This window comes from Chryseobacterium sp. NRRL B-14798, assembly GCF_050470705.1.
Taxonomy (GTDB): Bacteria; Bacteroidota; Bacteroidia; order Flavobacteriales; family Weeksellaceae; genus Chryseobacterium; species Chryseobacterium cupriresistens.
The window spans coordinates 1-12,571 of the sequence record NZ_JBFLUL010000002.1 but is presented as its reverse complement, the minus strand read 5'-3'; the positions used below and the strand labels follow the sequence as shown (position 1 = coordinate 12,571).

Below are 12,571 nucleotides of genomic sequence, written 5' to 3'. Positions count from 1 at the left end.
ACGAGCTTAGAAATGCCCTGGAACATCTTGGTGAAATCTCCGGAGAGGTGACCAATGATGAAGTGCTGGGAATATTTTTTCTAAGTTTTGTATTGGGAAATAGATCCAACCTTCTTTATCATATTTTAAGAATTTTGAATTCAAAATATAAAACAGCCTTTTTGAGGCTGTTTTTTTTTGTTTATGGACGTCTATACCTATGTCTCATACCCTCCGAAGCCTGCAGCCTTAGAGCTTTTTGCTAAAGCAAACACAGTTAATATTTTACCTCAAAATGCAGTTTCTACCATAATTGGTTTCCCGTAAAGGAAATTAAAAAAATATTATTTAATTCGCATCTGATGTCGTTCAGAAAATTTACACATAGTTTTTGTCAGCCTCAATTTCGAAGTTTTGATTTTATGTCCGTTTCCAGGCCTTTAAGCCTGAATATTTTTAAAGATGCTTTTTATAAAAATAAAAAGATTAAGATAGATTAGTATAAGAGTAAGCTTGTTGTACTATGGAGAATAAGAATAATTTTTGTAAACTTACAATATTAAAAAGTAAACCATTTTCAATAAAAATATTTGTATTTTTTTTGAATGAATTATATAGTAAAATGCTTTAAATTAAGTTTAAACTTTCTATTTGAGGAGTAAAAAAATCTTGTCAATATAAAATCAAATGATGAAATATTTACAATGGAATAATGCTATATCAGAATATTTATTTAATGCGGCTAATAGTGGTAGGGATGTTTATTATATTTGACTAAGGCCGATATTATTTTGATTGGAAGTATATATTTCGATATTGAAACAGAAGAAGAAATTTGGAAAGATTTTATCAATTCTATTAAACGTGGTTTTCCAGGTTCAAATGGAAATGTTATTGCAAAGCAAAATTTGCTCATTCTAAAAATAATCTTGTAGGAAAAAAAGATAAGATGGAACGCCGGCTACAATAGAAGATATTCCTGTCTTGTATCCACCATTTTATTTCCTATTTAATTTTTTTGGTACTACCATTAGTAGAAGATAAGATGACACTAATCTAAGAGCAGATGCTTATTACGCAGACTTAACGCTTTTCTGCAAAGTCATCTAATAAATGGAAATATTGGCACAGCTGATTTTCGCAATAATCAAATTAATTGTTTATGGAAGATTTGGCGAATTGGGCTAATATCAAAAAACAATGTGATTTAGGTTTGTTTAATGTAGTTCCCTTTTCAAATGCAAATTGGGTTTATGTTGGAAAAGTTTTTTCGCAATGTGTCCTGCCACCAAAGTTTTTAAACCGTTTGCCGGAATTATTTGAATCTATTGGTTTAGTGCCGAACACGTTTTACGATGATAATTTTTTACAAGAAAAATTAAAAACAGCCGAACTGATTTAATTCCTAAAAGCACGTTAGATTTTTTGAAAAAAGACGATGAGTTATCCAACTCAATCATTCAAACAATTCAACGTCAATACAAAAAATGGTCAGGCGAAACACACGAAGAAATGAAGAAGGAACAACAACAAGAAAGAAAAGAAATTACACCGTTGCACCTTTGTTTCTTCATTTAGAGTAAACACAAACGATGACTCATTTCGTTTCTTACAGAATGTACTCGTCAATGATTATCCAGAAGATTTGAAATTTGGCGAACACGAAAACTTGTATGAAATAAATGGTTGGTCTAAAACAGTACTGCTTGAATTTAACGAAGGACTTGAACTGAAAGATATTTTCAATAAATGGATTGCGAAATTCCCAAACCGTGATGTAAGATTATTTGTAAGTGCAGGAACATTTCAGTTGAGTAACGAATTTTTGGATTGAAACGACTTTCTTTCAAAAACAGACAGAATGTATTTGTTATGCAAAAACGAGAAGCAAGAACTTATTAAAGATTGGGGCAAAACATTTGGCAACGGAAATTTTAAACAAGAAGATTTTGAAGGTTTGCCTGAAAATTATTCTTTGTTTTGGTTTCGCAATCCAAAACAAAGTCTTGCTGGCATTCAATTCTTACACTTTACACCGAAAAACGTATTGAATTAGTTGGTGGGTTAAAAAAAAATTCAGAACCTATTCAAATGAATTTTTACCGGAAGTCGAAATTGTAAATTCAGACGGAAACGAAAATGTGTATTTGCAATACAAAAATACAGACGAAAAAATATTTCTTTCTAAAAAAACATCGCTCGACAACCGTTGGTTGTTACCCGAAAAAACAGCAACAAATACCGATTTTTACATTAAAGTTGAAGATGAAACATTTTCAGGGAATGCACTTGCATACAATCTTGTTTCGTCAGATAATACAGCAATAAAAGTTGGCGGCTCCAACTTACCGAACGAGATGCATTTGGACGAAATGTTACAACAGATGCGGAACAATTTTGTTTGGGAAGTAACATTGTAATCCAAATAAATCAAGCCAAAGATATTTTTCTACTTATGGCTCATTATTTACTTCTAGAATTCAAGATACTCTAACAAATATTACGACTGCAATTTTTAATAATCACAATGGAAATAATCTTTGCAATTTTCTATCATTGAAAAGCGAGCTTACAACGGAGGATTTTTTCAAAGCGTTTGAATTTTTCTATTCAAAAGAATTTCCTGAATATCAAGCAAGCACAAACTACAATCTTACAAAACTCAAAAAAGTGTCATTGAATTTTACGATTTCACAGGAATACTTGACTACGATTATGAAACGAAAAAGATTGTTTTAAATCACTGCAATTTATTTTCATACCGGCAGAAAAAGGGAGAAAGGTTTTACTGATTGGAGCAAGAGATACTGCGTTAATTGAAAAAATAATAACCACAGCACCAAAGTACAATTTGCAAGTAGAAATTACAAAGCAATTTTCTTCAAACGAAAGATTGCTTTTGCCTGATGTAATTACCATAAGGGCTTTCCAACAAGTAAATGATTCCTATGGTGAAAACAGTATTAAAGCATTTGCAAACGAATTGAATATAAAATTTACAACAGATTATTATCCGCAAGTTGCATTGCAAGATTTTTCTGCAACCATTACGGACTACGAAGAAACATTACAAGAAACTAATGAAAATGATTACGATTGGGCGAGATACATTTTCAATCCTGAAACGTTAGATTTTGACAAAAATGAAACGCCCACTTTTGACAAATCATTCTCATTGGTTAGATACAAACTGAATGAATATACTTATGAGTTCAAACTTTGGAAAAACAACAAATGTTATAAAGTTGATATGAATTGGGAAGATTTATTGCGTTGAAACACTTCCAAAAAGAAGTTATTTTGTTTGACAACTCAAGCAATAAAGTTGCAATTCCTATTGCAACACCTTTGCCAAGATTATTGTCGGAAGCAATTATGTGTTAAGCGGAAAGCCCCCGATTCAGAGAAATTGACGGTAAAAAATATAGAGTTTATGAAAATGTAGTTGGCATTTTCACTCAAAACTTATTCAGATTAAAATTAGGTCAAACAGCAATAAATACAACATTATGAAAGACCCAATAGGTTCGTTTGAAACCATAAAAGAAAATTTTATCCGCTATGTAAAAACAGCGTTCGGAACAAAGTTTGAAGGCGTTGAAAAAGAGCGTTATGATTTATTGAATTATGATAAAGTTCTTTATCGTAAACCTTGGATTGAACCATTGCCCGATTATGTTTCAAGTGGTAAGAAAATAAACAATTTAACCGCAGAAGATTTAGGAAATGCGTTGAGTGAATCAGAAACTAAAAACTTTCAAAGGACTTGTAAATACAGGACTTGTTGGAGATTTCCCTTTGCATTCGCACCAAGCAGAAATGTTGAAACAAGCATTGCTTGGAAAATAATTGCATTATCACTTCCGGTACAGGTTCAGGAAAAACAGAATCTTTTTTGCTTCCGTTGTTTGCTCAACTTTCAAAAGAACTTGCAAATTGGACAGCACCCAATCAACAATCTACAAGCATAAATACTTGGTGGCGTGAAAATGGTGGACTTTCTGCAAGACAAATTGTCAATACTTCAAATTTCACGTTAAGCAATGATGTAAGACAACGAAATCACGAAACACGAAAAAGCCGGTGTAAGAGCATTGATTCTTTATCCGATGAACGCTTTGGTGGAAGACCAAATGAGCCGTTTGCGTAAAGCGTTAGATTCTGACGACACAAGAAAATTGGTTGAGCAAAAACACAAACGGAAATAAAATTTATTTTGGACGATACAACGGAAGTTCGCCTGTTGCCGGTGAGTTGAAGAAAATAAAAGATGACGGAACTTTTGCAATCAACCACCAACAAAGTAAATCAACTCAAAGAACAGTTACAACAAATTGAAACGGATTCAAACCGTGTTGCACAATACATTCAACAAACAGAAGAAACAAAAAGCGATGCAAAAGATTTAAAATCATTTTTCCAACGCTTAGACGGTGCAGAAATGAGAAGTCGTTTTGATATGCAAGTTGCCCCGCCCGACATTATGATTACAAACTATTCAATGTTGAGCATAATGTTAATGCGGGATATTGACAAAGGAATTTTTGATGAAACAAAACAATGGTTAGAAGAAAGCGAAAATAACATTTTTCACTTAATCATTGACGAGTTGCACTTATACAGAGGAACACAAGGAACGGAAGTTGCATATTTGCTTAAACTTGTCCTTAATCGATTGGGGTTAAATCCTAATCACCCACAATTACGCATTCTTGCTTCAAGTGCTTCATTAGAAGCCGGAGACGAAGAAAGTAAAAACTTTGTGTGTGATTTTTTTGGCGTGAACCACGAACATTTCAATCAAAATTTCAAAATCATTGAAGGGAAAAATAATCCAATTACTTCATTTCCTGAAAACGGAAGAAAACTTCAATAAATCCTTTCAAAGAAATTGCGGAAAAATTTTCGGAAGTAAAAGGAAACATTGCTAATGAAAATTTCATTTCACCTGTGAAGCAAGTGCAATACAACTTGCAACAACTTTCGGTTTATCACAAGACGGAAGCGGATTTCAAAATTACTTTCAGTAATAATCAATCCAAGTTTTCAACTGAAGAACGTTTGTTTCGCCTTGCCAGATTACAAAGCAGTTTGTTCAATCCAAGCAAACGGTGATGATAACGAAAAATATTTGCTGAAACAATCTTGAAACACAACAAACAAAGAGGATTTAGAAAATGCTTTGCGTGGTTTGTTAATTGCAAGAGCAATGTTAGATGAAAAGAGTTTGAAGATATTGCAAAAACAATTCCTGACGACAGAAAATTACCACGTTTTAGATTTCACTATTCTTTAGAAACATTGAAGGAATTTGGACTTCTGTTAAACCCGATGAAATTGACGAAGCATATTCAGACAAGGAAAGAAACCGTTGGGAAATTGTATTCAACTACACGCATAAATTCAGAAAAAGGAAACCGTGTTTTAGAATTGCTTTATTGTGATAATTGCGGAACTACATTATTTGGTGGAAGCCGCCTAGTTACAAGAAATAAATCAGGAAATAACTCCTTTGAAATGCTCCAATTAGCCCTAATATTGAAGGTATTCCCTGAAAAACACCTGCAAAACTGGTTGAAAAAAGAAGTTATCAGGAGTATGCTGTCTTTTGGCCAAGTGGCAATCAACAATTCACACTACACGATGCAGCACAAGGTATTCCTCAAAATTATTGGCGACAACCAACTTTAAATGGTTTTAATCAAGTTGATTTTGAGGCGAATTGGATTCCGGCTTCATTGAATTGTATTTCAGGAGATATTGATTTTTCTCATACGAAAACAAATGAAATACCTGAACAATGGATAAAGGGTATTATTTTACAATTACAATTCTACAAACCGAGATATAGCTTTTAATATTTCAATTCAGATATTACTGTAGAAACGCATAGAGCGTTACCAAGTGTTTGTCCGAGCTGTGGAATAAATCATCAAAAAAGGCAACAACGATTTGATAAAAGCAAACTTCCTCCATTCGTGGTTTTAGAACAGGTTTTGCTAAAACAACACAAATGTTTGCAAAAGAGTTAATGTATCAATTACCCACTGGTGACAATGAAACGGAAGATCCTAAGCGAAAATTAATTGTGTTTTCTGATAGTCGTGAAGATGCTGCTCAAATTGCAAACGGAATTGAACGCAATCACTTTACAGATTTAATACGTGAAATTTTAGTCAAAGAGTTACATTCTAATTTGATGTTTCGCTATAAAATTGTGAATGCATTTGATAATGGATATATAACAACGCAACAAGAATTAAAAGAGCAGTCTCAAGCAGTTTTTGATGAAATTGAATATTTAGTTGAAAACGCAAATTACGCAGGAACAAACGCAAATCGTCTAAGAGAAAAAGAAATAGCCTTTTCAAAACTAAGTGAAATTCGTTCACTTACCTTAAATGTGAGAAGTTTAGTTCATATTACAAACACATTAGACCTTGCACCACTCATTAAACACTTTATAAGTCTAGGGATAAATCCCGGTGGTAACGATATTTCGCTTCAAACAAAATTATTTAATGGGAATTTTGTTCCTTGTATGAACTTATTGATTTTAAAAATTTTCAATGGGCGAACGGGGCAAGTCAGGAATATATTGACAAATTAAAAGAAGGCTCATTTAACGGGCTAGCTTCGATATTTTTTGGATCTCTTTTTTATTCATTTGAATCTTCTGCATTGGGCTACGTATGTATAAATTCAGAATTGCAAATTATCTCAGACCAAGCAAGTCGAGTTGCTTTATCAAAAGGTGATTTTTTACAAATTTTAAATTCGACAATTAGGATTTTAGGTGACAAGTATAAACATAACAAAGTCGATGATGACAATATTCCCTTCAATCCACCGATAATAGCATATAGCAGTTTCCCTGAACAAGTTAAAAAATATATTCGTGCTATTGCAAACAGATTTTCTAAACAAGAAAATGAAATAGGAGAAGCCGTTTATAATACTCTTTCAACAAGTAATTTATTGAGAGGTGATTCGGGTATTCAAATTGAAAATCTATTCGTTAAAGTTGCTCGCCAAACAGACTCTATTTGGACAAGCCAAAGAGGGAGCCGACCACATTTGCATTTTAGCGGAGGAATTTGCACACATTCTTGTACTGAATTACAACAACAAGCAGATAAAATTTGTGATGATATTTGGAAAGAAAACTATCTTTCATTCAACGCTATTAAACAGCAACGTTCTCCAATCCGCTTGCATTGTGAAGAACTAACAGGACAAACAGACGACCAATTTGAAAGACAAAGACATTTCAGAAATATCATTTTACCAGATGAAGGCAATAGACAAGTCAAAACAATAGACTTATTGAGTGTAACAACAACTCTTGAAGTTGGTGTTGATATTGGTGCTTTGCAAGCTGTAATGTTAGGAAATATGCCACCGCAACGCTTCAACTATCAACAAAGAGTTGGTCGTGCAGGACGTAGAGGGCAAGCTTATTCGGTTATTTTGACGTTTTGTAGAGGTAGAAGTCACGATGAATTCTACTTCGCTAATCCGCAAAAATTACAGGCGATGCACCACCAACACCTTTCTTGACAATGGGTCAAGAAAGAATTTTTAGACGTTTGCTTGCAAAAGAAATCTTACGCAAAGCATACGTTGAAAAAGAAATTGATATTACTTCTGACGACAAATCAAGTGTTCACGGTGAATTTGGGTCAGTTGATAGTTGGATTGTTTACAAACCTGAAATTTCCAATTGGATAAATGAAAACAGAACTAGCATTGAACAAACTGTTGATGCGTTACTACCGCCACAATTACAAGACAAAAAAAATGAATTTGTAAATTGGGTATCAGACACAACAACACCTAATGGTCTTATTGAAAAAGCTGAAAGTATAATCAACAATGAAGAAATTGCAAGCAATGATATTTCTGAAAAATTTGCCGAAGGCGGAATTTTGCCAATGTTTGGAATGCCAACCACAGTTAAAAATTTGTATCACGGTATAAACAGAAAACCTGAACCACTTTCTATTGACAGAGCTCAAGCAATGGCAATTTATGAATTTGCACCGGGTGCACAGAAAACAAAAGACAAAGCCATTCATCAAGTAATTGGTTTCACAAGCGATTTTATTAAAACACGCAGAAACGGTTTTGAAACTATAACAAATGTTGATACGGCAAATCTTCTTCCCTTTTCACTTAACCGCTGGTTTGTGCGTTGTAGAGCTTGTGGATTTTTTGAAACATATTCTGTAGAACGAAAAGCTGAATTGGAAAGCCAAAATCAATTTGATGCATGTCCAAATTGTGGTGAAGACAATCCGAACAAATATCAACCGCCATTTAAACTAAAATCACCAAGAGCATACAGAACAAATCTTTCAGCCGGAAGCGATACAAAAGATGATTCTGAATTTTTGCTTTCACGTCCGCCAATATTTGCTGAAAAAATAGGTTCGGCAAGCGAAAAAACAATGGGTAACGCTTCATTTTCTATTTCTGATAATGATGTTACTTGGCGTGTAAACACAAATTCTGATAAATTTTTCACAGGACGACTTTACAATACAAATAACAGTTTTCCTTCTAATTCTAACGGATATTGGTTCAATAACCAATGGTTGCTAAACGACTTCGCAACAAATGTTCCTGATGAAAGTGGTTATTCAATGACTATTCAACAAATTGCAACAAGTGCTGACGAGCAAATTGCGTTAGCGAGCCATAAAAATACAGAGATATTCAGAATTACACCAACAAATGTTCCGTATGAACTTGACTTGAATATGTTTTTTAGCGAAACAGATTTGCCACACGTCAAAGCACAAAGTAATGGAGTGCGTTCCGGTTATTATTCCGCAGCATTCTTACTTCAAAGAATTTTAGCAGACAAACTTGACGTTGACCCAACAGAAATTGAAATTGCTGATATTTCAATGAAAGAACTTGAAGATGGAAGAAGAATTGCCGAAATTATCTTGACTGATGAATTACCAAATGGTTCAGGTTTCGTAAGATATTTATACAACAATCTTGCAAACATCCTTTCAGAATCTATCAATCCAAGTAATCCGAACAGTTATTTAGGAAAAATTCATTCGCAAACCCATCAAGAAAAATGTGATGATGCGTGTTACGATTGTTTGAAAGTGTTCCGGAATATGAACTATCACAGTTTGCTTGATTGGCATTTAGGTTTATCAATGCTTCGTCTAATGAATGACTCAACTTTTGTTTGCGGAGCAGATGGAAATTTCAACTTTTTTGAATTACATAATTGGCTTGCATTTGCTAAAAAATTGCGAAATTCATTCTATGACTCTTTTTATTCAAAAGACGAATCAACTGAAATAATAGAAATTGAGGGTTTACCAATTATCAAGTGGGGAAGACGTCAGCGAAATGTGATAATGATTGTTCACACCATTCTGGAATATGAGAAATTTTTCGGAAGCAAATTGGTTGGCTGAAATATATAATGAAATCAAAGAACATACTGAAGGTAACGGAGGAAAAATTAGCATAATTGACACATTTAACTTGCATCGCAGACCGGGTTGGTGTTATGAAAAATTGATAGAGAGATGATGAATAAAGTTGGAGAAATAAATTTTAAGGAAATCAAACGCATTTCGCCAAGCCAATTTTACTCAATGAAAAACTGTGCTTACAAATCGTTATTGGCAGAAGCATTTGACAAGAAGCCGTTACTTCCGCTTTCGCCAAATGCGTATTTCGGAACGGTTTTGCACAAAATGCTTGAACTGATTGCTAAAGGAATTGTGAAAGATGAAGATGATTTTAATGCAGAATTTGACAAGCAAGTGAAAGCACTTGAAGAAGATTTGCGACAAAAAGGTTTTGGCTTTTTTGTCCCGTTAAAAATTAGTTTACGAAATTTTGGATTGAAGAAAATTCAACTAAAAAAGCATTTGCGAAGTAAATCCGAACAGTCGGCAAGTTTTAGTAATTCAAAATTTCATTCTGAAAAATGGTTTGAATCGCAAGATAATTGATTGGTGGAAAAGTTGATTTAGTGATTGAGAACGGAAATGAAATAGAAATTTTGGACTTCAAAACCGGTGCAATCACACAAGATTGCTTAGATGATGAGGGCGAAATTTATTCAGATGTAAAGAACGAATACAAAGAACAACTTAAACTTTACGCTTACTTGTATTTGAAAACACAAACAAGTTTCCAACGGATTTGAGTTTGGTTGATTTAGCGAAACAGAAATTTCCGGTTGAGTTTTCAGAAGAAGAATGTAAAGCGCTTTTTGACGAGGCAAAAAACCTTCTAACATCGACTAATGATTGCATAAATACAAAGTCATTTTCGGCAAATCCCAAAGAGGAAAATTGCAAGTATTGTCTTTACAGACCAGCTTGTTCTTTCTTTCATAAGAAACTTGAAACAGATTATTCTTTCAACGATGTATTGGGTGAAATTAAAGATGTAAAGAAATTTCAGAATGGAAACGTAACCGTATTTTTGCAAAATGAAAATAAGAATCTAATTATTAAAAATTTTTCTTCGAAAATGTTTGACGAACTAAATAGTCATAAGGATAAGCAAATTCGAATTTATAATGTCAGAAAAGAATCGACAGAATTTGTTTATTCAATCACTGAAACAACTATGATATATGGATAAGGTAATACAATTTGAATCATTAAAAGATGCTGATTTAATAAAAGGTGCTACATATAAAGGTGGTAGAATTTCCAATCTATCAAGTGAACCAATCTCTAAGCTTCTCCCTGTAGGAAATCAATCAGGAATCCGTTTTTCTGGGAGCTCGTTATCTCCTAAATTAATAGTACTTTATACTACATTCAAAGATAATGATTGGCCGGATGAATTAATTTCTAACAAAGTTATTTATTATGGAGATAATAAATCGCCAGGAAAAGAAATACATGATTTGCCAGGTAATCAAGTATTACGCTCAATATTTAATAATTTCTACTTGAAAAAAGAATATCCGCTCATTTTATTATTTTCTAAAGGCCTTGAAGGTTTCGATCGGATATTCCATGGTGTTTTAAAGCCGGGTTATAATGGGTTGAATGAGATGGATGATTTAATTGCTGTATGGAAAACAAAAAAAGAAGAAAGATTTCAAAATTATAAAGCAGTTTTTACATATTACCGACTGAAATAGTTAAAAAGAAAAGATATTGAATCCTTGATAAAATAATATGTTTAAAGAGACAACTAAAATACCTGTTCTTTCTTTTTATTCTGGTGGAGGTTTTCTGGATATGGGTTTTGAACAAGCTGGTTTTGAGATTGTCATGGTCTAATGAGTTTGATGATATTTTTGCAAAATTACATGCGGCTGGTATTACTTCTTGGAGAAAATCTAATGGCAATGATATTAAAGCGGAAATTTTTAATACTAAATCTATTACAGAAATTAGTTCAGAAGAAATAATTTCAGAAGCGTTTCCTAATGGAAAACCTGAACATTTTGGAATGATTGGTGGACCGCCATGTCAAGATTTCACTTTGAACGGAAATTTGCAAGGTTTTAATGGAGAAAGAGGTAAACTTACTGTTGTTTACTTTGATAAAATTTTAGAATTAAAACCAACCTTTTTTGTAATGGAAAATGTAACTGGTTTAATGAAAAGAAAAGAAACAAAAGAGTATCTGCAAAAGCTTTTAAAACGAGTTGAGAAAGAATATTACGTTGATCACGAAAAATTAAATTCTTTGAATCATGGCGTTCCGCAACATAGGGAACGTGTTTTTTTTGTTGGTATTAGAAAAGATTGCCTTAGCAAAAAAGCAATTGCAAAAACACCTTTTGGAAAATGGTTTCCTTTTCCTGTAAATGAAAAATATCATAATGCAGCAACAAAATACAATTGGGGAAAACAAGTTCCATTTGGAAAATTATTGAAAAAACCGGAAAATGTGCCTTTTGAATTATGTGTAGAAAGTTGTTTAGTTCCAAAACATAAGTTAAATACAATTCCAAATGCAAATGAGATTTTTACTTTGTACAAATCTGTAAACGAATTAGAGCAAATTGAAGAAGGCGAAACAAACCGACCTTCTTTCAAACGACTTCATCGTTTTAGATATAGTCCAACAGCTTGTTATGGAAATAATGAAGTGCATCTACATCCATATATGCATAGGCGCTTATCGGTTCGAGAAGCATTAAGAATACAAGGTGTCCCAGATACTTATATTTTGCCTGTAGAATTACCTTTATCTAAAAAATTTAAAATGATTGGAAATGGCGTTCCTGTACCTTTAGCAAAAGCTATTGCAATTGGATTGTATGATTTTATAGTAAAAAGCAAAGTAATCCTATAGAATAAGTAGTAAATTTACAATAAAATCATAAAAGAATGGATATCTGGTCAAAAGAAAAACGTAGTGAAGTGATGAGTAAAATCAGAGGGAAGAATACTAAACCGGAAATGATTTTACGTTCACAACTTTTCATGAAAGGGTTTAGATTCAGAATTCACAAAAAGGATTTACCAGGAAAACCAGATATCGTTTTACCCAAATATAAAACAGTAATCTTTGTTCATGGCTGTTTTTGGCATTATCATAAGGATTGCAGAGAAGGAAGAATTCCCGCTACAAATTC

Annotated in this window: 18 protein-coding genes; all 18 read left to right on the top strand. The window is 33.0% G+C overall.

Going from position 1 to position 12,571, the window contains the following annotated elements; translation table 11 throughout:
• On the top strand, positions 1-245 hold a 245-nt coding region (locus AB1278_RS00195; protein WP_429811627.1), incomplete at its 5' end, for a hypothetical protein.
• Positions 246-1,141: 896 nt separating this feature from the next.
• On the top strand, positions 1,142-1,381 hold the full coding sequence (locus tag AB1278_RS00190) for a hypothetical protein (protein ID WP_429811624.1): 240 nt from the start codon (positions 1,142-1,144) through the stop codon (positions 1,379-1,381).
• A gap of 267 nt (positions 1,382-1,648) precedes the next feature.
• Positions 1,649-1,813, top strand: coding sequence for a hypothetical protein (locus AB1278_RS00185; RefSeq protein ID WP_429811621.1), 165 nt, complete (start codon positions 1,649-1,651; stop codon positions 1,811-1,813).
• 27 nt (positions 1,814-1,840) lie between these two features.
• Positions 1,841-2,035, top strand: a complete 195-nt coding sequence (locus AB1278_RS00180; RefSeq protein WP_429811618.1) for a hypothetical protein — start codon at positions 1,841-1,843, stop codon at positions 2,033-2,035.
• Positions 2,036-2,126: 91 nt separating this feature from the next.
• Positions 2,127-2,399 carry a hypothetical protein gene (locus AB1278_RS00175; RefSeq protein WP_429811615.1) on the top strand — a complete coding sequence of 91 codons (273 nt, stop codon included), beginning with the start codon at positions 2,127-2,129 and terminating at the stop codon, positions 2,397-2,399.
• Positions 2,400-2,830: 431 nt separating this feature from the next.
• Entirely contained in the window at positions 2,831-3,256 is a 426-nt protein-coding gene (locus AB1278_RS00170; RefSeq protein ID WP_429811612.1) for a hypothetical protein, read from the top strand.
• A gap of 232 nt (positions 3,257-3,488) precedes the next feature.
• Complete coding sequence (locus AB1278_RS00165; RefSeq protein WP_429811610.1) at positions 3,489-3,950, top strand: hypothetical protein; 462 nt, start codon at positions 3,489-3,491, stop codon at positions 3,948-3,950.
• Positions 3,951-4,249: 299 nt separating this feature from the next.
• Positions 4,250-4,855, top strand: coding sequence for a hypothetical protein (locus AB1278_RS00160; protein WP_429811607.1), 606 nt, complete (start codon positions 4,250-4,252; stop codon positions 4,853-4,855).
• 425 nt (positions 4,856-5,280) lie between these two features.
• Positions 5,281-5,670, top strand: coding sequence for a hypothetical protein (locus tag AB1278_RS00155; protein WP_429811604.1), 390 nt, complete (start codon positions 5,281-5,283; stop codon positions 5,668-5,670).
• Between the two features lie 322 nt (positions 5,671-5,992).
• Positions 5,993-6,589, top strand: coding sequence for a hypothetical protein (locus AB1278_RS00150; protein ID WP_429811601.1), 597 nt, complete (start codon positions 5,993-5,995; stop codon positions 6,587-6,589).
• Positions 6,517-7,539, top strand: coding sequence for a helicase-related protein (locus AB1278_RS00145; RefSeq protein ID WP_429811599.1), 1,023 nt, complete (start codon positions 6,517-6,519; stop codon positions 7,537-7,539). Before AB1278_RS00150 ends, AB1278_RS00145 begins: the two co-directional genes overlap by 73 nt.
• A gap of 2 nt (positions 7,540-7,541) precedes the next feature.
• Positions 7,542-9,425 (top strand): DUF1998 domain-containing protein, encoded by a 1,884-nt coding sequence (locus AB1278_RS00140; RefSeq protein WP_429811596.1) that lies wholly within the window; start codon positions 7,542-7,544, stop codon positions 9,423-9,425.
• 114 nt (positions 9,426-9,539) lie between these two features.
• A complete protein-coding gene (locus AB1278_RS00135; protein ID WP_429811593.1) occupies positions 9,540-9,971 on the top strand; it encodes a hypothetical protein in 432 nt (143 codons plus the stop codon).
• The gene (locus AB1278_RS00130) at positions 9,968-10,168 is read left to right on the top strand and encodes a PD-(D/E)XK nuclease family protein (RefSeq protein ID WP_429811590.1); all 201 of its coding nucleotides are present in this window, start codon (positions 9,968-9,970) and stop codon (positions 10,166-10,168) included. The genes AB1278_RS00135 and AB1278_RS00130 overlap by 4 nt, the downstream gene beginning before the upstream one ends.
• Entirely contained in the window at positions 10,165-10,611 is a 447-nt protein-coding gene (locus AB1278_RS00125; protein WP_429811587.1) for a hypothetical protein, read from the top strand. Before AB1278_RS00130 ends, AB1278_RS00125 begins: the two co-directional genes overlap by 4 nt.
• Positions 10,604-11,122, top strand: coding sequence for a hypothetical protein (locus AB1278_RS00120; RefSeq protein ID WP_429811584.1), 519 nt, complete (start codon positions 10,604-10,606; stop codon positions 11,120-11,122). The genes AB1278_RS00125 and AB1278_RS00120 overlap by 8 nt, the downstream gene beginning before the upstream one ends.
• Positions 11,123-11,244: 122 nt before the next feature.
• Positions 11,245-12,288, top strand: coding sequence for a DNA cytosine methyltransferase (locus tag AB1278_RS00115; RefSeq protein WP_429811581.1), 1,044 nt, complete (start codon positions 11,245-11,247; stop codon positions 12,286-12,288).
• 35 nt (positions 12,289-12,323) lie between these two features.
• A partial coding sequence (locus AB1278_RS00110; protein WP_429811578.1) for a very short patch repair endonuclease occupies positions 12,324-12,571 on the top strand: 248 nt, incomplete at its 3' end.

Coding starts and splice junctions, on each gene's coding strand:
- AB1278_RS00190 (WP_429811624.1), top strand. CDS start 1,142: ATGGAAGATTTGGCGAATTGGGCTAATATCAAAAAACAATGTGATTTA.
- AB1278_RS00180 (WP_429811618.1), top strand. CDS start 1,841: ATGTATTTGTTATGCAAAAACGAGAAGCAAGAACTTATTAAAGATTGG.
- AB1278_RS00165 (WP_429811610.1), top strand. CDS start 3,489: ATGAAAGACCCAATAGGTTCGTTTGAAACCATAAAAGAAAATTTTATC.
- AB1278_RS00160 (WP_429811607.1), top strand. CDS start 4,250: ATGACGGAACTTTTGCAATCAACCACCAACAAAGTAAATCAACTCAAA.
- AB1278_RS00150 (WP_429811601.1), top strand. CDS start 5,993: ATGTTTGCAAAAGAGTTAATGTATCAATTACCCACTGGTGACAATGAA.
- AB1278_RS00140 (WP_429811596.1), top strand. CDS start 7,542: ATGGGTCAAGAAAGAATTTTTAGACGTTTGCTTGCAAAAGAAATCTTA.
- AB1278_RS00135 (WP_429811593.1), top strand. CDS start 9,540: ATGATGAATAAAGTTGGAGAAATAAATTTTAAGGAAATCAAACGCATT.
- AB1278_RS00120 (WP_429811584.1), top strand. CDS start 10,604: ATGGATAAGGTAATACAATTTGAATCATTAAAAGATGCTGATTTAATA.